The sequence below is a fragment of the Sediminicola luteus genome (assembly GCF_002514735.1).
In the GTDB taxonomy this organism is placed as follows: domain Bacteria; phylum Bacteroidota; class Bacteroidia; order Flavobacteriales; family Flavobacteriaceae; genus HQA918.
The window spans coordinates 802982-826577 of record NZ_NBWU01000001.1; the positions used below are offsets into that span (position 1 = coordinate 802982).

23 protein-coding genes are annotated in these 23596 nt (G+C 46.3%); 8 read left to right on the forward strand and 15 right to left on the reverse strand.

What is annotated here, in order from left to right; translation table 11 throughout:
• Positions 1-22: 22 nt before the first annotated feature.
• From B7P33_RS10120 to B7P33_RS10130, 3 genes are read right to left on the reverse strand one after another with little or no spacing between them, the layout of a single operon-like run.
• Positions 23-799: a 3-keto-disaccharide hydrolase gene (locus B7P33_RS10120; RefSeq protein WP_097441848.1), complete on the reverse strand. Its 777-nt coding sequence runs from the start codon at positions 797-799 to the stop codon at positions 23-25.
• A 38-nt stretch (positions 800-837) separates the two neighbouring features.
• The gene (locus tag B7P33_RS10125; RefSeq protein WP_097441849.1) at positions 838-1626 is read right to left on the reverse strand and encodes a 3-keto-disaccharide hydrolase; all 789 of its coding nucleotides are present in this window, start codon (positions 1624-1626) and stop codon (positions 838-840) included.
• On the reverse strand, positions 1626-2678 hold the full coding sequence (locus B7P33_RS10130; protein ID WP_097441850.1) for a sugar phosphate isomerase/epimerase family protein: 1053 nt from the start codon (positions 2676-2678) through the stop codon (positions 1626-1628). The genes B7P33_RS10125 and B7P33_RS10130 overlap by 1 nt, the downstream gene beginning before the upstream one ends.
• 284 nt (positions 2679-2962) lie before the next feature.
• On the opposite strand from B7P33_RS10130, the gene B7P33_RS10135 reads away from it, so the two are divergent.
• The 3 genes from B7P33_RS10135 (at position 2963) to B7P33_RS10145 (ending at position 5246) form a co-directional block, all read left to right on the forward strand.
• Complete coding sequence (locus B7P33_RS10135; protein ID WP_245871746.1) at positions 2963-3991, forward strand: c-type cytochrome; 1029 nt, start codon at positions 2963-2965, stop codon at positions 3989-3991.
• Between the two features lie 113 nt (positions 3992-4104).
• Positions 4105-4785 (forward strand): twin-arginine translocation signal domain-containing protein, encoded by a 681-nt coding sequence (locus B7P33_RS10140; protein ID WP_097441851.1) that lies wholly within the window; start codon positions 4105-4107, stop codon positions 4783-4785.
• 44 nt (positions 4786-4829) lie between these two features.
• Positions 4830-5246 carry a DsrE family protein gene (locus B7P33_RS10145; protein WP_172435918.1) on the forward strand — a complete coding sequence of 139 codons (417 nt, stop codon included), beginning with the start codon at positions 4830-4832 and terminating at the stop codon, positions 5244-5246.
• A gap of 191 nt (positions 5247-5437) precedes the next feature.
• Here the strand turns inward: B7P33_RS10145 and B7P33_RS10150 are convergent, their stop codons facing one another.
• Genes B7P33_RS10150 through B7P33_RS10165 form a run of 4 tightly spaced genes read right to left on the reverse strand, consistent with a single transcriptional unit; the run spans position 5438 to position 9339 of the window.
• Entirely contained in the window at positions 5438-6580 is a 1143-nt protein-coding gene (locus B7P33_RS10150) for a Gfo/Idh/MocA family protein (RefSeq protein ID WP_097441853.1), read from the reverse strand.
• 26 nt (positions 6581-6606) lie between these two features.
• Positions 6607-7836 carry a nucleoside permease gene (locus tag B7P33_RS10155; protein WP_097441854.1) on the reverse strand — a complete coding sequence of 410 codons (1230 nt, stop codon included), beginning with the start codon at positions 7834-7836 and terminating at the stop codon, positions 6607-6609.
• Between the two features lie 12 nt (positions 7837-7848).
• Positions 7849-8292, reverse strand: coding sequence for a DinB family protein (locus B7P33_RS10160; protein ID WP_097441855.1), 444 nt, complete (start codon positions 8290-8292; stop codon positions 7849-7851).
• Positions 8293-8352: 60 nt separating this feature from the next.
• A complete protein-coding gene (locus B7P33_RS10165) occupies positions 8353-9339 on the reverse strand; it encodes a sugar phosphate isomerase/epimerase family protein (protein WP_097441856.1) in 987 nt (328 codons plus the stop codon).
• Positions 9340-9472: 133 nt separating this feature from the next.
• Between B7P33_RS10165 and B7P33_RS10170 the strand changes: the two genes are divergently transcribed.
• Positions 9473-11185, forward strand: coding sequence for a GMC oxidoreductase (locus B7P33_RS10170; RefSeq protein WP_097441857.1), 1713 nt, complete (start codon positions 9473-9475; stop codon positions 11183-11185).
• On the forward strand, positions 11185-11829 hold the full coding sequence (locus B7P33_RS10175) for a gluconate 2-dehydrogenase subunit 3 family protein (protein ID WP_097441858.1): 645 nt from the start codon (positions 11185-11187) through the stop codon (positions 11827-11829). Before B7P33_RS10170 ends, B7P33_RS10175 begins: the two co-directional genes overlap by 1 nt.
• A gap of 147 nt (positions 11830-11976) precedes the next feature.
• Here B7P33_RS10175 and B7P33_RS10180 read toward each other — a convergent pair whose 3' ends face one another.
• The 5 genes from B7P33_RS10180 to B7P33_RS10200 all read right to left on the reverse strand — a co-directional run bounded on the left by B7P33_RS10180 (position 11977) and on the right by B7P33_RS10200 (position 15777).
• On the reverse strand, positions 11977-12297 hold the full coding sequence (locus B7P33_RS10180) for an antibiotic biosynthesis monooxygenase (RefSeq protein WP_097441859.1): 321 nt from the start codon (positions 12295-12297) through the stop codon (positions 11977-11979).
• 7 nt (positions 12298-12304) lie between these two features.
• A complete protein-coding gene (locus B7P33_RS10185; RefSeq protein WP_097441860.1) occupies positions 12305-12769 on the reverse strand; it encodes a YybH family protein in 465 nt (154 codons plus the stop codon).
• A 281-nt stretch (positions 12770-13050) separates the two neighbouring features.
• Positions 13051-13629 carry a hypothetical protein gene (locus B7P33_RS10190; protein WP_097441861.1) on the reverse strand — a complete coding sequence of 193 codons (579 nt, stop codon included), beginning with the start codon at positions 13627-13629 and terminating at the stop codon, positions 13051-13053.
• Between the two features lie 88 nt (positions 13630-13717).
• Positions 13718-14404, reverse strand: a complete 687-nt coding sequence (locus tag B7P33_RS10195) for a response regulator transcription factor (RefSeq protein ID WP_097441862.1) — start codon at positions 14402-14404, stop codon at positions 13718-13720.
• Positions 14401-15777 carry a sensor histidine kinase gene (locus B7P33_RS10200; protein ID WP_172435919.1) on the reverse strand — a complete coding sequence of 459 codons (1377 nt, stop codon included), beginning with the start codon at positions 15775-15777 and terminating at the stop codon, positions 14401-14403. The genes B7P33_RS10195 and B7P33_RS10200 overlap by 4 nt, the downstream gene beginning before the upstream one ends.
• A gap of 223 nt (positions 15778-16000) precedes the next feature.
• Here B7P33_RS10200 and B7P33_RS10205 point away from each other — a divergent pair, with 223 nt between their 5' ends.
• Positions 16001-18394 carry a TonB-dependent receptor domain-containing protein gene (locus B7P33_RS10205; RefSeq protein WP_097441864.1) on the forward strand — a complete coding sequence of 798 codons (2394 nt, stop codon included), beginning with the start codon at positions 16001-16003 and terminating at the stop codon, positions 18392-18394.
• Between the two features lie 31 nt (positions 18395-18425).
• Here B7P33_RS10205 and B7P33_RS10210 read toward each other — a convergent pair whose 3' ends face one another.
• From B7P33_RS10210 to B7P33_RS10215, 3 genes are all read right to left on the reverse strand, one after another.
• On the reverse strand, positions 18426-20465 hold the full coding sequence (locus tag B7P33_RS10210; RefSeq protein ID WP_097441865.1) for an amidohydrolase family protein: 2040 nt from the start codon (positions 20463-20465) through the stop codon (positions 18426-18428).
• Positions 20462-20686 (reverse strand): hypothetical protein, encoded by a 225-nt coding sequence (locus B7P33_RS19590; RefSeq protein WP_141402442.1) that lies wholly within the window; start codon positions 20684-20686, stop codon positions 20462-20464. Before B7P33_RS19590 ends, B7P33_RS10210 begins: the two co-directional genes overlap by 4 nt.
• 82 nt (positions 20687-20768) lie before the next feature.
• Positions 20769-21890, reverse strand: coding sequence for an FAD-dependent monooxygenase (locus B7P33_RS10215; RefSeq protein WP_097441866.1), 1122 nt, complete (start codon positions 21888-21890; stop codon positions 20769-20771).
• Positions 21891-22099: 209 nt separating this feature from the next.
• On the opposite strand from B7P33_RS10215, the gene B7P33_RS10220 reads away from it, so the two are divergent.
• Entirely contained in the window at positions 22100-22762 is a 663-nt protein-coding gene (locus B7P33_RS10220) for a DUF2490 domain-containing protein (protein ID WP_097442306.1), read from the forward strand.
• 17 nt (positions 22763-22779) lie between these two features.
• Entirely contained in the window at positions 22780-23523 is a 744-nt protein-coding gene (locus B7P33_RS10225) for a carbonic anhydrase family protein (protein WP_097441867.1), read from the forward strand.
• Positions 23524-23596 lie beyond the last annotated feature (73 nt).

Genomic DNA, 23596 nt, shown 5'->3' on the forward strand with positions numbered 1-23596 from the left:
CCAAAACTTTTATCCGCATCACCTATAATTTTTTGATTTTGATATTCCTATAGGCCACGATATCGCCGTGATCTTGCAAAGAAATATGACCTGTTGGGAAATCCCCAAAACCGTCCCAATCGGCAAATTTAGACTTGGCTACCATGGCATCCCAAGCTTCGCCGTGTACCGGGAAGTTTACGATCTCTACATCGTTCAATACCACCTTACCCATATTCTTGTTATGGTCGATGGTGATCACACAATGGTTCCATTCACCCACGGGTTTGGTAACATCTTCCGATGGGGCGATCATATCGTATAGGGCCCCGGCCTGGTGGGTTTTTCCACCACGATTGGCATCGGGATGTTTATCGTTATCCAACACCTGAATCTCAGGTCCGGTGGCATAGGGTTGCCCGTATTTAGGGTCTTCTTTTACGCCCCAGAATATTCCGGAATTTCCGGCTTCGGAAATCTTCCACTCCAAGGACAATACGAAATTGGTATAGGTGCCTTTAGAAACGATATTGCTGTTTTCCCCTTCTTTTCGGGCTTCCGGATAAAACACCATGGCGCCATCTTCCAATTTCCAGGCGGCCGGCATGGTCTCCCCCAAATAGCCGCGCCATCCGTCTAAAGAAGAACCGTCGAACAATACCTCCCACTCCCCTTCTTGGGTAGTGGGCTGGGTCTCCACCACTTCGGCTTGGGCTTCGGCTTCCGCAGCGCTGTTATCCGTACTTTTTTGCTTTTCCTTACAGGCTCCCAAGCTGGTTAAGGCCAAGGTTGCCATGGCTATTAGCTGTATTTTTTTCATGTTGAGTCGTTTATTTATTGTAGTTGTTGATTCGTTCTTTAACGTATTTCCTTGATTCTAACATTCCTATAGGCCACTGGGGTTCCGTGATCTTGAAGCCCTAATTTTCCGGTTTGGGAAGTTACGAATCCTTTCCAAGTACCAAAATGGGAAGCATCCACCAGAGCTTTCCATTCCGGTCCGTTTACCGGGAATTCAATCAAATCGGTTCCGTTGAGTACCACTTTACCCTGATTGCGGCTATGATCTATGGTGATGCGGTAGCTGTTCCATTCGCCAATGGGGTTTACTACCTCTTCGGAAGCGGAAGGTACGATACCGAAAACAGCACCCGCTTTACGGATCCTATGATCATGCACCTCGGTAGGATATACCGCATTGTCCTGTACCTGGATCTCGGCCCCGGTCATATAGGCTTCGGTATAGGCGGGATCTTCGTTCACACTCCAAAAGAAACCGGAATTACCGGCTGGGGTCAATAATTTCCACTCCAGTTCCAAAATAAAACTGGTGTACTCCCTATCGCTGATTAAGGTATAACTATGGTCGCTCTTACCTACCCTTTTGGTTGGGTCAAAGACCATAGCCCCTTCTTCCAAAGACCAAGCATCGGGTATCGGCTGACCGGCTTTTAAATAGGCATGCCACCCCGCAAAGGAAGTGCCATCGAATAACACTGTCCATTCGGCATCGGGTTTGGTGTTGACTTCGGTCGACTCCGTTACCACCTCTTCGGCCTGGGATTCCTGTTTTTTGGCCTCGCCCTTGCATCCTAGGCTAAGTGATAGGCCCAGAAACAAGATCGCTACATAGTTAACAGCCCGCATTAGAGTCCCAGTATTTTCTTCAGGTGCTCCTTGTCTACATCGCCCCCGGCAAAATCGTCGAAGGTTTTTTGGGTAGCTTCTATAATATGGTCCGAAATAAATTTGGCTCCCTCACGGGCACCCTGTTCCGGACTTTTTATACAACATTCCCATTCCATGACCGCCCAAACGTCGCAGCCGTATTGGGTCAGTTTAGAGAATATGGTCTTAAAGTCGATCTGGCCATCGCCCAGGGAACGGTACCTTCCGGCGCGGTCGCCCCAGTCGTTAAACCCACCAAAACTACCTTTCTTTCCGGTAGGGTTGAATTCGGAATCCTTTACATGGAACGATTTGATGAATTCGTGATAGTGGTCTATATAGGTGATATAGTCCAATTGCTGCAATACAAAGTGACTGGGATCGTACAAAATGTTTACCCGCTTATGATTACCCGTAGCCTCTAAAAAGCGTTCGAAGGTATCGCCATCGTGCAGATCTTCGCCCGGATGTATCTCGTAACATACGTCTACCCCCTGCTCATCGAAATGGTTCAAAATAGGCAACCAACGGTTGGCCAGTTCTTCAAAGCCCATCTCTACCAATCCTGGAGGACGTTGTGGCCAAGGGTGGGCCGTATGCCAAAGTAAGGAGCCCGAGAAGGTCGCATGGGCATTCAAGCCCAACCTTCTACTGGCCGTTGCGGCATTCTTTACGGTCTGTATAGCCCATTCGGTACGGGCCTTTGGGTTGTTCTTAAAAGCATCTGGAGCAAAATTATCGAACATAAGGTCATAGGCCGGATGTACGGCCACCAATTGCCCTTGGAGGTGGGTAGATAGCTCGGTGATCTCGAGACCGTAACTATTGATCTTGCCTTTGAGTTCGTCGCAATAATCCTGACTCTCAGCAGCCAGGTCTACATCGATCAGGAACTTTTCCCAAGTGGGAATCTGAATGCCTTTATACCCCAGGTCGGCGGCCCATTTACAAAGTCCGTCCAAACTATTGAACGGGGCTTCACTATCAACGAATTGTGCCAAAAAGACGGCTGGTCCTTTTATTGTCTTCATCTATCTGTGCGGTTGAATTATGTTATGGATCTGCCCTCCCATTGTGGAAAGGACTATGGGTAAATATAATGATTCTTAGGGTTCACCAAGCCTTTTACAAGCCCTAAAAAGGGCGAAAAACCAACGATAACGTTTGAGTTACTTCCACTTTTTCCCATGTCTCGGTCACGGACGACCAAAAGCTTCCATGCCTATATAATAACTGCTTTTGACTAAATAATCCCTATCCCTATGTCATACTACGCCAAACTTTGTCGATAAGCTAGTATATTTAACGCCTTGGTATGAATGCACATCCCTTTCAAAAACAGTTGAAACGCATCTGTAACACCCTGTTATGGGGTAGTGGTTGTATTCTTATGTTTGGAATACTGACCCCCTTACTTTATCAGGGTTGCAAAACCGAAACCAACGTTCCAAAACCACTATCTTCATACGAACTGAACCTAATTCAACATAGCCTTCCCCAAGATGGATCGGAAACCTCGGCACGTACCCGCTACGGATTTGAACTTTTTTACGATACCCCAACCCATTTAGGCCCGGAAAACAAAAACGGCTGGGAGCCCTATAGTGGCAATCATTTGGCCTGCTCCAACTGTCATTTACATGGGGGCACCAAGGCCTATGCCGCCTCCTTGATCGGGGTGGTTCAACGTTTTCCGCAGTACCGCGGACGGGAAGATAAAATGGGTACCATTGAAGAGCGGATCAACGGTTGTTTCGAACGCAGTATGAACGGACGGATGTTGGATCCAACCAGCGAAGAAATGAAAGCCTTTGTGGCCTATCTGAATTGGTTGGGCCGGGATTCGGATGGCCAACATGCCAAAAAGGGATTCGTGTCCATAGAAATTCCGGAAAGGGCCGTAGATCTTAAGCATGGTAAAGAAGTTTTCGAAAAGCAATGTGCCCTATGCCATGGTGCCGACGGACAAGGTAAACGTGGTACGGATAGCTATTACCAATACCCACCTTTATGGGGACCCGATTCGTACAACAATGGGGCCGGTATGACCCGTGTACTTACCGCGGCCCGTTTTATTAAAGGTAATATGCCCTATGGCGCCACCTACGACAACCCTATACTCACCGATGCCGAGGCCTATGATGTGGCCGGTTTTATTAACCAGCAAGAACGGCCGGTAAAGGCCAATTTACAAGCCGATTTTCCGAACAAACTTAAAAAACCGGTCTCTAGCCCCTATCCGCCCTACTCCGATAACTTTAGTATTAGCCAGCACCAATTGGGACCTTTTCAACCCATTATGACCTATTATTGGCAAACCCATGGTATAAAAAAGACGAAATAATTCTCAAGGAGGTTGCATAAATACCCCTCCCTTTTGACGGAATACTACATACTTCCGTTTATACCCTAACCTACCTTCGTTTCCTGAAATATCAACCTAATACCCACAAGATTATGGAAATGAACAATAGTAACTCTAGACGGAATTTTATCGGGGCTTTGGCCCTGGGCGCAACGGCTAGCGGCTTGGCCTCTTTTATCAATCCTTTACATGCGGCCATGGCCCCACCCCCCCACCCCACCATGGTATCGGAAGCGGAAGCCTTCTTTAAAAAAATAAAAGGTACCCACCGGGTGGTCTATGATGGCTCTACACCGCATCATGGTTTTCCTATCGCCTGGAACTGGGCTTTTTACCTGACCAATAACCAAACCGGCTCTCCGGATTCGGATATCACGGCGATGACGGTACTTCGGCATAACGCCATTGCCTTTGCCATGGATGACAGTGTCTGGAAAAAATACAAGCTGGGAGAGCATTTCAACGTAAATGACTATACCCAAAAACCCGCTTTACGAAACCCCTATTACGACCCTAAACCCGGTGATTTCATCTTACCTCCTATAGAAGGAATCAAACGACTTCAAGAACGGGGCGCCCTTTTTTGTGTTTGTGGTTTGGCCATTTCCGTAAATGCAGGGTTTATCGCCCAAAGCACCGGTGGGGATGCCAAAGCCATTGAAGCCGAACTAACGGCAGCTGTTTTACCACAGATACAGATCGTACCATCAGGCGTATGGGCCTTGGCTCGGGCACAGGCACATGGTTGTGGGTATGTATTCGCCGGAGATTAATAATGAACTCATTCAGTCATTTTCAATTTGCTAAAAAACACCACATGAAAAAATACATCGTAATACTCTCACTGGTTTTCTTACCTCTTGTATTATTGGCCCAAGAAAAACCCATAAAACTGGTTATGGATGTCAGTAGTCCGGATCCCAACACCCATAAGGCCGTAGCCTTACATTTGGGTCTGCTCAGCAAAAACTATCCCGACTCCCAATTCGAGGTCATACTCTATGGTAAATCGTATGATATGGCCATCAAAGAGAAATCGAGTGTGGCCAAGGAGTTGGAAAAACTGGTCAAGAACGAGAGGGTCTCCATTAAGATCTGTCGCATTGCCATGGATCATTTTAAGGTAACCGATGCCATGCTGATCCCCGGTATAGAACCCGTGCCCGATGCCTTTATGGAAATTGCCCTAAAACAAGGCGAAGGCTGGGCTTATATCAAGGAGGCCCATCATTAGTCTGAGATTTGAGATTTGAGATTTGAGATTTGAGATTTGAGATTTGAGATTTGAGATTTGAGATTTGAGATTTGAGAAAGTTAAACGAAAAAAACAACAAATTATCCCTAGAGGGACCGAAGTGAAAAACAAAAAAGGGCCGCAAACTGCGGCCCTTGGCATATGGGGCTGGTTCCCCTTATCTTAACGTCTTAGCTTTCTAAGGACACCCATATGTTTCCTTGTTGGTTAGAGGCTACTGATTTTTCTATAAAGTCCATACCACGAACCCCGTCGGTCATGGTCGGGAACTCCCCGGCATCATAGGCTTCTCCGCGAACGGCCTTGGCCACACCCAGATAAATATTGGCCATGGCATCGAATATACCCTCTGGGTGACCCGGAGGTAATTTGGTGCCATTCAACGACAACTCGCTATTATAGGCATGTCCGGGTTTGTACACCTGCATAGGACCGCTTTCGGGGAAATAATATACAAAATTTGGATTTTCCTGCTCCCATTTAATACCTCCTTTATCACCATAGATGGCAATACTCAGGTTATTCTCCTCGCCCGTAGCGATTTGGCTGGCCCTAATGACCCCTTTGGCCTTACTGCCATCAAAACGTACCAAGGTGGTGGCATCGATATCCATCGGATTGTCATCGTACAGACTATTCATATCGCACAGAATATCGTTAATACGCAAGCCAGTGGTAAACTCGATCATATTAAAAGCATGCACTCCAATATCGCCATTACAGCAACTGGCCCCCGATTTGGCCGGATCTAATCGCCAGGTAGTGGTACGTTTTTCTTTATCGTGGATCAGATCATTGATCCAACCTTGGTAGTACTTGGCATCGACCTTTTGGATATTCCCCAACATACCCCCTTCGATCATTTTTCGGATCTGACGGGTCATAGGGTACCCGGTATAGGTATGGGTAAGACCGAAAATACTTCCCGATTTTTCTTGGGCCGCCTGCAATTGTTTTGCTTCTTCCAAGGTAGTGGTCATGGGCTTTTCGCAAATCACATGAAACCCATTTTCCAATAGCTTATGGGCCATGGGAAAATGCAGGAAGTTGGGTGTTAACACCGAAACCACCTGTATACGTTCTTCGGCGGGCAACTTCATTTCTTCGGCCACAAAAGTGTCGAAATCTTTATAAATGCGATCGGTAGGTACATCGATCTCGCGGGCAAAAGCCAAACTTTGCTCGTGATCCGGATTAAATACGGCCCCGGTAATTTCGTAATTGTCATTGATAAAAGAGGCTACCCGGTGTAGCACCCCGATGAGGGAGTCTCCCCCACCACCTAAGATTCCCAATCTGATCTTCTTCGGCATATGAAATGATTTTTAGTGTAGATGAATTATTCTTTGTATTCTATTTTTTCATTTTTAAATAACAGCACGAACAATAGCATGACTCCAAAGGCAAAGGCCGCTGGGTACACCCAGATCTGTTCCCAATCGTGTCCGCCACCCTGCAACAGGAACATATCGGTAATTTTACCTGCCACCCAAAACCCGATGAGCATACCCACCCCATAGGTGGCCAAAGTGATCAAGCCTTGGGCCGAACTTTTATATTGCTCCCCGGCCTTGCTATCGGTATAGATTTGACCGGACACGAAAAAGAAATCGTAACAGATACCATGTAGGGCAATACCTATGACCAACATAAAGAAGAGGTCTCCGGCATTACCAAAGGCAAAAAGCATATAACGAACGGTCCAAGCAATCATTCCGGCCAAAATGGTCTTTTTAAAGCCATATTTCTTAAAGAAAACAGGAAGCAAAAGCATAAAAAATATCTCCGAAAATTGTCCCATGGAGGCCCAAAAAGTAGAATTTTCGACCTGAAGTTCGGTCAAAAACAAACTAATGTATTGATAATAAAAGGCCAGCGGAATACATATCAATACCGAGGCGATAAAAAATATCAAGAAGTTCTTATCCTTTAATAATTTTAAGGCATCCAAGCCGAGCATTTCGGCTATCCCTACCTTTTTAATTGATTTAGCGGTCGGAGGCGTTTTGGGTAAGCCAAAACTAAACAGCCCGAGTACCGCTGAGGCTATGGCCACCATCAAAAAGGTATTCTTCAATAATCCTGCCTCCAAGTTTTCCATGGAGTCCCAAGAAAAGGCCAAACTTATGATCCAGCCGGCCACTATCCAGCCAAAGGTACCAAACACCCGTATCAATGGAAAATCCTTGGCGGGATCTTTCATTTGGTTAAAAGCCACCGAATTTACCAGGGCCAAAGTGGGCATATACAAAATCATATAGCCCAAGACATAGGGGTAAAAGGTGGCAAAATCGTCGGTACCGTACATGAGGTACATGAGTACGGCGCCGGCCAGATGCAACACCCCGAGTATGCGCTCGGCATTAAAAAAACGGTCGGCTATTAATCCTATGATAAAAGGTGCGATAATCGCTCCCCAAGACTGTGTGGAATAGGCCTGGGCCGTTTGAGCCCCAGTGGCATTTAGAATCTGACCCAAAAAGGTACCTAAAGTAACGAACCAGCCGCCCCAGATAAAAAATTCCAGGAACATCATAAACGAAAGTTGGGCCCGTACTATGGGTTTCATTGGGATTGGGTTTTAACGTTTGTAAAAAATATAATCCAAGGGAATAGGCTCAAGTCCAGCTTCCCGTAAGATGCTATTGATCTGCCCTCTATGATGGGTACCGTGGTTTACGATATGGAACAATACATCGCGGACCACATTGGTATACACATCGCCTTTGGAATTGGTGTAGGTTATAGAGCCTTCAAAACCATCGGCATTGCGAATAAGCCCGAAAGTGGTGCGCTGATTGTCTTCGTGAATGGCTTCCCAAGCCTTGGGTTCATGGGTTTGAAAAACACCAAGTTCCGGGGTCTTACCCGCTAACCTTTTATTCCAGATGTGGTGGGCATTCAAGATGTGGCTGAATAAATCCAAGGCCTTTTGAGGCACCTCTTGGGTATGCGCAAGGGCATCCATCAACCTTTTGTTCAATTGGTAATCGTAGTCAAAAAGTTGATGGAAAAACACTTGCATAGGTACTGGTGGTTATTGGGTTTTTGGGCACTGGTTATGCACCCTTTTTAACCCATACTTTTATTTCACTTCTTTTGCCGCCTTGACCAATAGATCACGGGTAGCGATGATGCCATCTTCCTCAGACAGTTCACTGCCCTCGTACTCCACACCGATATAACCGGTATAACCGGCATCTTTTACGATCTGCAACAACTTCACATAATCTTTTTCGGTCTCGTTACCTTCGGCATCGAAATTGTGCGATTTGGCGCTAACGGCCTTAGCATAAGGCATAAGTTCGGTTACCCCTTGGTAGATATCGTACGATTCGGCACAACCTCCTTTTTCACGTTTGATACAGAAGTTTCCGAAATCGGGCAAGGTCCCGCAGTTATCCATATTTACCTTGGCCATAACCTCGGCCAAATAGGCCCCGTTAGACGATAGCCCTCCGTGGTTCTCAACGGTAACGTTTATGTTTTTATCCTTGGCATAGGTAGCCAATTGGGTAAGTCCGTCTACCGCGGCAGCCGTCCAGGCCTCTTTTTCATTGCTTCCGGCCAGGTTTACGCGAATGGTATGGCACCCCATGGCAGCGGCGGCATCTACCCATTTGTAATGGTTTTCTACAGCTTCCTTACGCTTGGCGGCATCAGGTGTGGCCAAATCCCCCTGACCATCGATCATGATCAACAGGTTTTCCATACCGTACTTTTTGGCCTCGGCATTGCTACGTTCTACGAACTTGGCCATGGCAGCCTCAGAAAAATTATCTTTTTTAAGTTCGTTATAGTATAGTCCGCTTACATATTCCAAACCACTAAACCCCCATCCTTTGGCCTTTTCGGCAAATTGATAGGGATCCACCCCATCTTTCCAGATCATATTGTGCATTGACCACTGGGCCAGCGACAATTTAAAAAATGGTTCTTGGGCCACTTCTTCGGCCACAACTTCGGCTTCTGCTACTACTTCTTTCTTTTTTTCCTTACAAGACTGGAAACTGATTAACAAAACACCTAATCCGAGCATCAATCCTTTGGATGCCAATCGATAATTCTTCATCATTTTTTGGTTATACCGGGGTTATTATCAAAACTACAACGTTATAGTTGGCTTTTCCCTAATTTCTAAGCGGTTAAATGTAGAAAATTAATTTTATATTGAACCCTATTCTCAACTTAAACAACCACAATAAATGAGTAAGTTTTATTACAATGAACCCCAGGATTCCTATGATGCCATAGTAGTGGGAACCGGCATTAGCGGAGGCTGGGCGACGAAGGAATTGTGCGAAAACGGCTTAAAGACCCTCGTACTCGAACGCGGTCGTATGATCAAACACATCGAGGACTATAAGACCGCCAATATGGATCCTTGGGATTTTCCGAACAATGGCGAGTTGACTCGCGAACAAATGGCCCGCCAAGAAAAACAGGCGCGCACGGGCTATACCGTTAAAGCCCCACACCATTTTTACTTTGTAGACGATGTTGACCATCCCTATAACGAAACCAAGCGTTTCGATTGGATGCGGGGTTACCATGTCGGCGGACGCTCACTACTTTGGGGGCGCCATAGTTACCGTTGGAGCGATATCGATTTTGCCGCCAACAAAAAGGATGGTACGGCCGTAGATTGGCCCGTACGTTACAAAGACATTGCCCCTTGGTACGATAAGGTAGAGGAATACATTGGGGTCAGTGGTGAAAAATTGGGCTTGGAGCAACTACCCGATGGCCAATTCGAACCTATGATGCCTTTAAACTGTGTAGAGCAGGAAGTACGTGAGAAAGTGGCTGAAAAATTCGACGGACGTGTCATTACGGCCGGAAGGGTGGCCCATATCACCTCCGACAAACCTTTTGAGGGGCGTACCAAATGCCAGTACCGTAACCGCTGTATCCGCGGCTGTCCTTTCGGGGGGTATTTTAGCAGCAATTCTTCTACCCTACCCGCCGCAGAACGCACCGGAAACCTTACGCTTAGGGTAGATTCGATCGTACATGAGGTGATCTACGACCCCAAAACCAAAAAAGCGACCGGGGTAAAGGTGATCGATCGTGAGACCAAAGAAGAACATATCTTTAAGGCTAAGATCATTTTCCTTTGCGCCTCTGCTGTGGCCTCTACCTCTATTTTAATGCAGTCGAAATCGGAGCGTTTCCCCAATGGACTGGGTAACGATTCCGATCAATTGGGCCGAAACCTCATGGACCACCATTTTAAGGCCGGTGCCCGCGGAAATTTCCCGGGTTTTAAAGACAAATATTACAAAGGACGCAAGCCGAACGGTGTTTACGTACCTCGCTTTAGGAACTTGGGCGGCGATAGCGACCAACCTAATTATAAACGGGGTTATGGGTACCAAGGCGGTGCCGGAAGGGGCAACTGGGAAGAAAGTATTGCTGAGGCCTCTTTTGGTAAAGACCTTAAGGATGCCATTACCAAACCCGGCGGATGGCAGATGGGCCTTATGGGCTTTGGAGAACAACTACCCCACCCCGATAACCGTATGACCTTGGATTACGATAACCTGGACCAATGGGGCTTACCGACGGTTACCTTCGATGCCGAATGGAAGGAAAACGAATGGGAAATGCGTAAAGATATGGTACAACAGGCCATTGAAATGCTCGAAGCGGCCGGATGCACCGATGTAGAAGGTTACGACTTACCCGGCGCTCCCGGACTCGGTATTCACGAAATGGGTACCGCCCGTATGGGACACGACCCCAAGACATCGGTATTGAACAAGCATAACCAAGTACATAGTGTACCCAATGTGTATGTAACCGATGGTTCGTTTATGACCTCGGCCTCTTGCGTTAACCCGTCGCTGACCTATATGGCCTTTTCGGCCCGGGCAGCCAACCATGCTGCCGAACAATTTAAAAAAGGACTTTTGTAATGGATAGAAGAAAAGCACTTAAAAATATAGGATGGGGACTCGGTTATGCCGCAGCCACCCCGGCGGTTTTTAGCTTATTAAAGAGCTGTAAGGAAGCCGCTCCCACTTGGACCCCCGAATTCTTTAGTATGGACGAGGGGAAGGCCCTTACCCATTTGGTAGATATCTTGTTGCCCAAAACCGATACCCCTTCGGCCTCGGAGCTGGGCCTTCACGTTTTCGTAGATGGTTTTAATAAGGAAGTGGTACCCGTAGCGCAGCAACAGTTCGTTAAAATGCTATTCGGCAAGTTCTTGGAGAAATCCGTGGCCGATAGTGGTAAGGAAACTGCCGCCGATCTTAATGCCGCCGATCTTCAGGCCACTTTGGCCACCGCTTTAGATGTGGATAAGACCGCCAAAAAAGCCCATAACGAGGCCGTAGCCGAATTTATGGAGGCCGTAGAAGCCGGGGGCAGCCCAAAATTGGCCGATGAGACCGCGCATTTTACCTTTGCCGACGGCTTGCGAAACACCTGTATCTGGGCCTTTAAAAACACGGAAGAAATCGGAAAGAACCAATTGGCCTATTTGCCCGTACCGGGCGAATACATTGCCTGTGGCGACCTGAACGAACTCACCGGGGGCAAAGCCTGGACGTTATAACCAAAAAACAACAGACCTGGCAGGTTACAAAACCTGACAGGTCTAGTATTGTACTCGTGTAAAAACAGCTGCCTTGGGGTGGCTGTTTTTTATTTGGCCAACATTGTAGGGTGCATCCGGCTTCTTATACAAAACAAACTATAGCGGTTAAAATACCAACTCGCCTTTCAGGGTATAATGTTGGGCCTCGTAATCGTATCGGGATAATACTTTTTTGGCATTATCAGGTATATAGGCTTTGATATAATCGTCGCCAGCAAATTGTTTGACCGATGCCAGATTATCGAATTGAAGGGTTAAAAAGAATTCCACTTCATGTTCCAATTCTTGGGTAGCAATACTTACTTTTTCCAGTCCGGTCACCCCTTTGGCCTTTACCGCCGGAAAAACCTCTTGGGCCAACATAGCCTCATAAATCGGGGCGTTTTCATGGGAGGTCCAGCCCCGCCAAGTGCGTAATATCTTCATAGTACCCCTATTTTTCGATGCTGTTCCAAATTTCTAAATACACCTTCCATTGGCCGGCTTCTTTACGCCAGACGTTTACATATTTCCCATGCACCTTACTTTCGGTACCCGCTTCATTTTGCCAAGTTCCGGCGTAGTGCCCATAGGCATAGGCATGGTCGTCTACGATTTTGATTTCTGAAGGGGTAATCTTGTGGGAAAGGTAGGTTATGGTCTCCGGCAGTTTCCAAAAGGTAGCGATCTGGTCCGCACCTTGTACGATTTCCATTTTATTCGGGAATAATTTGGCGTCTGTGGTATAGCGACTTGCTACCAAATCGTAATCACCATTCACGAAATTCTTTGAAAAATCAGCCTTACTTTTAAGTATGAGGTCGATATCTTTTTGGTTGCCATGGAAGTCTTGAGCATACAACTTGGGTAATGACAAAAGGCAAAGCGCCAAAACCAGTCTAATCATTGATTTTTTCATAGTGTGGGTTGGGTTGGTTAGTATTCCATGTCTCTTTCAGTATGCCTTTAGTACCAATAACGCCCATCATGTGACCTCTTTAGCTGGCAAATGACTAATCAAGGATATTGAAATTGTTTAATTATCTAAATATAAAGGTTTTACACGCCGAACCCAAATCCAAGAAAACCTGTCAGGTTTTGGAAACCTGACAGGTCTGGGTGAAAAAAAACCAGCCAGGCATAACACCTGACTTGTCCCATTCGCTTTTTGATTGATTTGATGTGGTTAGCTTGGTATTACTAATTCTGCTTCCCTTTCTTTTTGGTCTCCAATTCTTTTTGGGCCCGCTCCAAGGCACCTTGGGCGCGTTCCAATTCCATTTGGGCCTGCTCTAGTCGGCGCTGTGCCCTTTCGTAACTGCGTTCGGCCGACTCTTTGCTTATCTCATAATCCCTTAAAGCCCCTTCATATTTTGGACGACTACGACCGCCAACAAGCTCGGCGGCCCTTTCCATGATCTTCTTTTTATCGGTATAATCGGCCTTTCCCATAAGGTTACGATCCATAAACACCCGCCATTTGCCCTTACCTACGGTACATTCAAAAGATTTCTCGCCTTGGGCCACATCGGCCCATACATAACTACCATTGACCCGCATACCTTCTGCCCCTAGTTCCGATTTTAGAAAATCGATCAATTTTTCGGTATTCTTTTTACTAAAGCTCGATTTAACCTTATAGCTGGTATTGGTCTCACTGACCGATATAGAGATATTACTACTTGAGGAACTGCTCCGGCTACTAGATCTGCTTTCTTGGGCCATGCCCGTTGTTACCATTGAAATCGCCATGATCAGGCTTACTACTACATTTTTCATTTTTTACGTTTTTTTGATTCGATACCCCTACCGGCCAAAAGCTCAGCGAGGTTTAATTTAATTCATATGATCCCGGTCCCTTCGGGTATTAGCCTACCCTAAACTCCAAGCCCAGTCCGCGGATGCTTTGAATGGAGATTTCGGGGTCATGGGCCAAGTATTTCCGTAAACGGCTAATGAAAACATCCATACTACGGCCCGAAAAGAAATCGTCATTGGCCCATAAGGCTTTTAGGATCTCTTCCCGTTTGATCAAACGGTTTTTGTTTTTATATAGATAGACCAACAAGCGGCCTTCTTTTTCGGTAAGCCTTTGGGTATGGCCAAAGCCTTTTAATTCCAAGCGTTCGCCATCATATTCAAAGCCTCCGATCTTCATTAAGGGGGCTTCCATTTTGGTCGGACTACCCGATCGGCTACGCTTTACAATGTTACGCAACCGCCATACCAGTTCTTCAGCCTCAAAGGGTTTTACGATATAGTCATCGGCCCCCAGTTTCAGGCCTTTGATCTTATCTTCCTTCTGCCCTCTTGCCGTCAAAAAGACAAAGGGGGTTTCCGGTTTGAGGGCGATCATTTTTTCGGCCAGGGAAAAGCCGTCCAATTCGGGCATCATAACATCGAGCACACAGATATCCACTTCCTGCTTTTGAAAATGTGTCCAGGCCGTGGCCCCATCGGCATACCAATGGACCCCGTAGCCGTGCAATTCGAGGTATTGCTTCAAAATACTTCCGAAATCGGTATCGTCTTCTGCCAATAAGATCGTACTCATTGCACCGGAATTTTTAGGGTTATGGCCGTATACTGCCCTGGTTCGCTCGCCAGACTTAGGCTTCCGTTATGGGCCGTAACGATCTGCTTTACGTAATACAAGCCCAGACCCAGGCCTTTTACATTATGAAGGTTGCCCATCTTTACCCTATAAAATTTATCGAACACGGCCGTTTGTTCGTTTTTGGGAATCCCGGGTCCATCGTCACTGATGGTAATGCGCCAATACCCCTGGTCCAAGGTGCTTTCTATATCGATTTGGTTCCCGCCATACTTTACGGCATTGTTCAACACGTTCTGCAAGGCGGTGGTCCACTGGAAAGGGTCAATACATAGTTTGGGCACCTTTTGGCCCCATAACATACTGACCGATTTCTGGGGCACTTTAATACTAAAATCATCTACCAAGTCCTTTAAGAAAAGCTGTGGCTCTATTTCTTCTTTGCGTAAACCGATGGCCTTATGGCCCAAACTGTGGTTTACCACCTGATCTACCAAACCACGAAGGCGATCCGATTGACGGGATACGGTGTCCAGACCTTTCTCTAGCAAAACGGGATCGTGCTGTACCTTGGGGTTACGTAGGGTTTTGGTAGCGATCTCTAAAGTGGCCAAGGGGGTATTGAGCTCATGGGTAATATTGTTGATGAAATCGGTTTTGATATCGGCCAGTTTCTTCTGGGTCAACAACGATCGTAGGGCAGCGACAAAAAGTATGATGACCACCAGTAAACTGCCAATGGACAAGGCCAAAATACCAGCCATACGCTTAAAAATGATACTCTTGGAATTCGGTACGGATACATATTCCTTGAGTTCGATCACCGATACCCAATGTTGTTCTGGAAGCAGGTCTTCGCCATCATCGCTAAAGGAGCTGCTTTCCCAACGGCCCGAATTGAAAAACATGCGGTTATCGGGCTCCAGGTCCTTTCCGAACAATAAAAACTCTTGTTTGCCAGTAGACATTAGGGTATCGTTTTTAACGATGTCAAAAAGGTACATACCCGTAATATCTTTTTGGTAATCGATATGGTAGGGCAAGTTTCTCTTTTCAAGTTCGCGTGTATAGGCCGCCTGGAAACCTTGGTTCAACGAATCCAAGAATTTACGGAAACCACCCAGCATACGTTCTTGTTCCCAACCTTGGGCAAAGCCTTGTTTGACAGCTGCTTGCAGATGGTGAACATAGGCATCTTCCAAATCGTCGAAAACGGCCTCACTATCCAAAAACTTCATCTCGCCGCGTACCTCTTTCATAAAGGCCTCCTTTTTGACGGCATAGGCATCTGAAATCAGATAATACTGTATACCGGAAAGCGCGATCAACGCCAATAGCGAGCCTCCGATTAATATGTAAATGCGCTTATCCATGCTGCCAAAAGTAGTACAAACCGCCCTGAAGCCCCACCAAAACAAAGGCATTAACCTTGCATTAACCGACCTCGACCGTCTTGGACCTATAAGTACTGGGCGGTTGCCCCTTAGGTTAAACCATATCCCAATGCCCTAAAATCTCCTTAACCCTGCATTAACCCCCACTTAACCATTTTACCGAAGCGAAAAAGGGAGTTTTGACCTACAATAACGCAACGACATGAAACGATTTGTAACCCTTCTGTTTATAAGTCTACCGCTATTAAGTGTGGGGCAATTCCACCTAAAAGGCCAGGTAGTCGATAGCAGCCAACAGGCCATCGCCTTTGCCAATGTGGTGTTAGTTCAAGAAAACCAGGTGTTGGCAGGAAAAATTACGGATACCGATGGGTATTTCGAATTTGAATCCTCTAAAAAAGGCAGCTATACCTTGAAAGTTTCCTTTGTTGGATTCGCCGAGTATTCCCATAATTTTACCTGGGACAAAGACATCGATTTAGAGAAGCTTATCTTGAAAAGTAGCGCTCAAAACCTCGATGAAGTGGTCGTGGCCGCCAAAAAACCCACTGTGGTCAAACAAGTAGACCGATTGGTTTTTAATGTTGAAAACAGTACTATTTCCAATGGGAATGCTTGGGAAATATTAAAAAAGACACCTGGTTTAATCTCTCAAAACGATAATTTAAGTGTGCGTAATACCAGCGATTTGATTTTGTTGATCAATGATAAACGGGTCTACCTAAGTCAAAGTGAACTTAAAGATCTTATGGAGGGTACGGCCGGTACCGATATCACCGCTATCGAGGTGGTCGATAACCCCCCTGCCAAATACGATGCCGAAGGTGGGGCCTTGATCAACATAAAAATGAAAAAGTCGGTATTGGCCGGATACAAGGGCAATGTATCTACGCATTTCGAGCAATCTATCTATGCCAAATGGCAAGGGGCTACTTCACATTTTTACAAAACCAAGAAATTGGATCTCTACTTGGGCTACTCCTATAGCGATGGTCGTAACAACCGGCAGGAAGATGAGGATATCCGATTTACCGACCAGGGACTACAGACTAGATTCCTGACCGATCTTGACCGTAATAGTTGGTACCAAAGCCATAACCTTCGCCTAACCGGGGCATATGAACTCTCAGAAAAAAGTGAAGTGGTGCTAAGTACCAATGGCTTTCTCTCCCCCAATAACAAAAGCCTGAACCAGGCGCGCACTTTGGTTTTGGATCCTATGGGTACGCCCGACTCCCGATTTACGACCGAAGGACTTTCGTTTCGGGAAAGTCATAATCTTGGGCTAGACCTTGACTATATACAACAACTCGATGACCAGGGGCAAAAAGTGACCCTTAGTGGGCACTATACCGACTATGACCGAAAAGGTAATCAGTACGTTTTTACAGAATTCATGGAAATCGATGGGGCACTCCTATCCGACGAGCTGTTCACCACACAAAGCCAGCAAGACACCCAAATCCGTTCGGTACAGGCCGATTATGAAAACCCCTCTGAAGATGGCACTTCTTGGGAAGCCGGACTAAAATGGGCCGAGGTAGGTTCGGATAGCGATCTACAACACTTCAATTACCCGAATGGCCTACCCATACCCGACCCTAGCAAAACCAACCGATTCCGCTATTACGAAGCTAACCTGGCCGCCTACACCAGCGCCCATCGCGATTGGCAAAAATGGTCGGTTAAAGCCGGATTGCGAACCGAATTCACGCGTTTAACAGGTATCTCGACCACCTTAGATCAAAAAAATACCGATAATTATTTAAAATGGTTCCCCACGATTTACCTGCAATATCGCCCCCATGAAGACCATGATCTTAGCCTATCGTATGGCAAACGTATACAACGGCCCAGTTACAATTCGCTAAACCCCTTTACTTTCTATTTTGGGCAGTATAGTTATTTTGAGGGCAACCCCAACCTTAGACCGAGTATAAAACACAACTTGGACCTAGAGTATAGCCTAAAACAGAACTTCAACTTCGGGCTCTTCTACCAATACGCCACCGATGCCATGTTGGAAGTCAGTTTTCAAGACAACGACGGACAGACCATTCGCTATACCACCATCAATACCGATCGCGAGATTACCTATGGTGCCTTATTCTTTAGTAATATGGACCTAAACCCCGATTGGAACCTGTATGTATCGCTGGAGGGCTACTATGAACTAAGCCGGTTCCAAGCCTTGGAAAACGAAAACCAACTGCTTACCAACGACAATTGGCTGTATTATGTGTATGCCTCCACCACCTACCAATTACTGAATGACAAAAGTCTGATCGCCGAGCTCAGTTTTTGGACCGTTTCCGATGCCATCCAAGGCTCCATGAACATTTCCGGCACCCAAGATCTTTCGGTCGGGCTCACCAAAAAGTTGTGGGACGAGAAGCTCACCCTCGGATTGCGGATAAACGATATTCTGGACACCCAAGTAAGTACCATTAGCACTCAATATTTGGATCAAAACAGTTCTTTTCTCGACAATCGGGAAACCCAAAGCGTGGAACTGTCGTTGCGTTATGCCTTTGGCAACCAAAAGTTGAAGAAGAAAAATGGTAAAGAACGGTCGGCCGAGCAAAAAAGACTGTAGGCGACTTCGTTACATTACTTAACCCAGTTCTTTACTCCCTTACCTTTGGAAGCTCAGTAAAAGGTTTAATGCCAAACTCCGGATATATTTCGGTCGGATAATAGAACACCCCGCCTCTTGACACTAGGGCAATGGTTTTAATAGCCTTGATATCTTCGACCGGGTTACCAGGTACCAAAAAGAAATCGGCCAATTTACCCACGGCAATGCTTCCAGAATCGGTATCGCCCATGTATTGGGCCATGTCGTAACTGGCCAGTTTGACCAGCTCGGCCGGACTATACCCCAATTGTTGGTACAGCTCCAATTCACGATGATACAGGAAAGAACCTCCCAAATCGGTGCCCGGCACGATAAATATGCCTTTTTCCTTCATCAATTTTAGGGTCTCCACAATTTTATCATAGGCTTCTTTATAGGCCTTGTCGTCTTCCTCGGAAGCAATCTGGGCCAAGGCTACCTTGTAGCCGCGTTGCTCGTTGGGCGGCATATGGTCTATAAAGTCTTTGGTACCTTCCCAAACCTCGCCGTTCCTGGCCTTCATCAATACCTCGTGAATGGTCAAGGTAGGATCCATGGCCGTTTTATGTTTTAAAAATAGATCTAAGGTCTTTTGCACCGGGGCACTTTCAAGATCTACTTGAGGCAATCGCTTCAGGGCCGTTAAGCGCAGTAGGGTACGGGTATCTTCGTCCGGGGCCAATACCCACCCCAGCATGGTTTGGTTAATGTGGGTCATTTCATCAAAACCGGCGGCTAACATGGCATTGGCATTGGAAAAGGCAGGTACATGTCCGCATACGAACATGCCATACTCATGGGCTCTGGCAACAATGGCCGGGGCCCAATCGCCATTCATGGAATTGTACAATTTAACGCCATAGTATCCCATATCATGGTAGGTATCTACAGCTGCCAAGGCCTCTTCTTGGCTGGCCACCACGATACCGTTATTGGCGCTATAATCGCTTTTACCCTCTATAAAACCCAAACGGTGTACCCGTGGTCCCGCCAAAACACCCGACTCGATCTTGCCTACTAATTCCTCTAAAACGGCATTGTCGTTACCCATATCCCTAAAGGTGGTTATACCGGCCAAAACATTCAGCAAGGCGCCCTCATCGCCGGTATGGGCATGCATTTCGTACATTCCGGCTACCAAGGTTCCGCCCTTGCCATCGATAACTACTTCATCGGGTCCGGTGGCGTCGGGGCCATCAATGCTTGCAATACGATCTTCAACCACAGAAACCGATGCTGGATCACTTATGTTTAAGGTTTTGGGGTCAAAAATGCGCACATTGGTTATACGTACCTTTTTGCCATAGTCATGGGCATATTTCTTTTGAATGGACTCAAAACGTTCGGTAGAATAGCGTTCGGCATAAGCGCGTAGATCTTTTTCGTGCGCTTCAAAGCCTTCACGTACGATTACAAAACGCGGACTGATTACAGCGAAAAGCCTATGGTCGGTATCGGCGATAAAATACGATGGGTTCATGTCGGCACCCGAGAGGGCATAGGTAATTAGATCTAACTGCGTACTATCTTGGGTGATGCTGCTCCGCTCCATTTCGGTCAAACGTAGGCTGCCTCCCGGTAAAACGGCCATAGTCTGATCAGGAGCCGCCAAAAGACTACGGGCCGTAAGTATCACGGAGTAGGGGCTCCCCGATTGGTTTACATACCAGTGGGGACTTGAAATGTTGGTGCTATCGCTTCCGGTTGCATCGGTCCAAGCCGCTTTTTGGCTCGACAGCGTATAGGTTTCATCGACATCGTTACCAAAGGTGGTATTACCGGTAATTTGCCATTGCACCGGAAAACCTTCAGGGTTCAGTACCAAGGTTTCCTTCATGGTCGGGCCCCGACCGTTGTTCTTATAATCGTAATCGACGGCTATGGTATCGCCTACAATCTGGGTCTTCAAATGTCCGACTACGGTGTTTCCAAAAATGACCGAAAAGGTCTCGTTACCTTGGTAATCCGACAAGGAAGTGGTTTTGTCTTTCCCTGGCTCACAGGACAAAAAGAGCGCCACTAGGGCCAAAAAGAATATTGAAGGTCTCATAACGGATTGGTTTTAAGTGCCCCTGAAGATAACCAAAATAAAAAACCACAACCATCTGAATTTTGATGGCTAAGACAAAAAGAGTAAAGAGAAAAGACATTGTTTTCTTTACCGTAGCTTCCTGTATGGAAACTTCTGATCTTTCCTGATTTAAATTTTTCCACAAAACATAAAAACACAGCACAGTGCATATCATAAAGTCTATGTTCTACCCATGCCATGGGGCAGGGCTAAGTGAGCGAAGCGGTCTAATCTCAAAATACTTCTTACAAGACCAACACTTGGCTTTCCTATTGTTTTCAATCACAACCTATACATAGTCTCCATTCGTTTGGCCATAAGTTTAGTTGGCATCGCCTTTAGCAATTGGTTGCGCAAGTCTTGACCATATTTCCAATGGGCCATTTTACCGGTAGTCCAAGAGCGTTTCACAATGGTATTAACCTTCGGCTGCCTGTTACGTTGAAAGGCCTCGAAACTGGGTCCGGTCGGAAATTGACCCATCGTTTGGGCCAAATGATAGGCATCTTCAATGGCCTGGGCCCCACCCTGACCCATATTGGGCGTAGTGGCATGGGCTGCATCGCCCAAAAGACAAATATGACCTTGGTGCCATTGCCTTATCGGTTTGAGGTCGCTGATATCGTTTCGAAGTGTTTTATGTTCCGGAGTGGCTTCGATTAAGCGGGACACCCTGGGATGGAAGGTCGAAAACCCTTCCAATAGTTTCTGTTTCCTACCCTTGTCCCCTTCAAAATCGGTGGTGGCTACCGCGAACCAATAGACTTCCTTCGGACCTGTTTTTGAAAAACCAAATCGGATTCGATCGCCCCAGAGCTCCAAGCCCCAATGTTCGAATTCCTCTTCCAAATCTTCTTCCGCCATGCCACGCCAACAGCATTGTTGGGCATTACGGATTATACTTTTCGGAAAAAGTTGCTGGCGTACCCGAGACCGCAAGCCATCGGCACCAAGTAGATATTTGGTTTCTATGGAAGTACCATCTTCGAAATGAACCCGAACGGCTTCCGAACCCAACACTTCATACTTGGCAAAGGCTTTGCCTAAATGGACTTTTTCGGGGGGTAATGCCTGGTACAACACTTGTTGAAGTCGAGCCCGATGTATGGCCAGGGTAGCTTCCCCGAAGGTGTCTTCGATTTCGGTTTGGGGTATAACTAACAATACCTTTAAATCGGCGGTACATAAACTTACCCTGTGGATCGGGTTTCCGTTTTGCTTCAGCTGTTCCAAAACCCCAAAATAGTCCAAGGCCTGAAGCGCATTGGGCGCCAACCAAATTCCGGCCCCTACGACGGTCAGTTCCGGAGCCCTCTCGAACAACTGATAATCGACCCCGATCTGTTCGAGGGCCAAAGCGGTAGACAATCCGCAGATTCCCCCTCCGATTATGGCGTATTCCATATTTGGCTTTTTGTATAAAAATACAAAGCAAAGCCTGAAATATAAGCTTCTCCACCTAACGAATTTGCACTTAAAACCATAACCTTTAAGTAAAAGCAAACGTAACCTTTCAACCTTAAAATTTGTAAGTGTTTTCCCTAAACAGTCTTGGCTATAATAAGTACACGCCCCACTTTAACTTGCAAGCTAAAACCAACCCCTTGACCAACATGCGAAATTTCAATACTGTCGCCTTTCTGTTTTGTATGCTTACCCACTTAACTGCCCAACAAAGCGACCTAGGCAATTGGTTAATTTATTTTGGCAACAAAAGCCTGCCAAAAAATTGGAATTGGCATCATGAGATCCAATATCGCAACTACGACGCCATTGGCGACCTAGAACAATTGTTGTTACGTACGGGTCTGGGCTATAACCTTTCGGAAAACAATAACAATCTACTTCTTGGATATGGGTTTATACACAGCCAAAACTATGTCGATGGGCAACTTGATAAGGTAAAAAGCAACGAACATCGTATTTACCAACAATTCATCACCCGCCAACGTTTCGGAAAATTCTATTTACAGCATCGGTACCGAATAGAACAACGATGGATCGAGGGGCATGATTTTCGGTTGAGGTTCCGGTATTTTTTGGCCCTGAACATTCCGCTGGCCAAAGCGGAAATGGGTGACGACACCTTTTATTTTTCGAGTTACAATGAGATTTTCATCAACCATGAGGCTACGGTATTCGACCGCAACCGCCTTTATGGGGCACTGGGTTATCAGCTTAACCCAAAACTTCGTTTCGAATTGGGTTATATGAACCAATTCATGAATACCGAAAATAGAGACCAAATAAACCTGGTCACTTTCTATAATTTTTAACCTAAAACCAAAAAGTAATGAGAACCCTAAATTATTTGTTAGCCTTTGGATGTTTGTGCCTACTGAACATAGCCTGCCAAGGACAAACCCCTAAAAAAGAAGTTTCGGAAGAAACCGCCAAACCCATAACGGGCTTAATCGAAGATGTGCTGACCCAAGCAGAGCAAGACGCGCTTACCCCAACAATGGTATTGACCGCACTAGAGGAGGGGAACAAGCGATTTAGAAGTAATGACCTCACGGCCAGGAACCATTCTGAAATGGTGCGTAAAAGTACCCTTCAGCAATTTCCGAAAGCCATCGTTCTGTCTTGTGTCGATAGCCGGGTTCCAGTAGAAGACGTTTTCGACCGAGGCATAGGCGATATTTTCGTAGCCCGGGTAGCCGGTAATTTTGTCAATGAAGATATCCTCGGTAGTATGGAATTCGCCACCAAGGTTTCTGGGGCCAAATTGGTCTTGGTAATGGGCCACGAACATTGTGGTGCCGTTAAAGCGTCCATTGACCAAGTAGAATTGGGTAATATAACACCCATGCTCTCAAAAATATGGCCAGCCGTGGTCGCGGTTGATTATGAAGGTGACCGAAGTTCTAAAAACCAAGGTTTCGTAGAAAAGGTATGTGAGAGCAATGTAAGGCTCACTATGGAAAATATCCGTAGCCAAAGTCCAATTATGAAAGAACTGGAAGCCGAAGGGGCCATTAAAATTGTGGGTGCGGTATATAATATGGCCACCGGAAAAGTAGAGCTATTACCCTAGCACTTTACGAAAACCTATACAAATGCCTCATAGGAAGCCAAAAGTGGAACCGAAAGATGATTTTCATCATCCG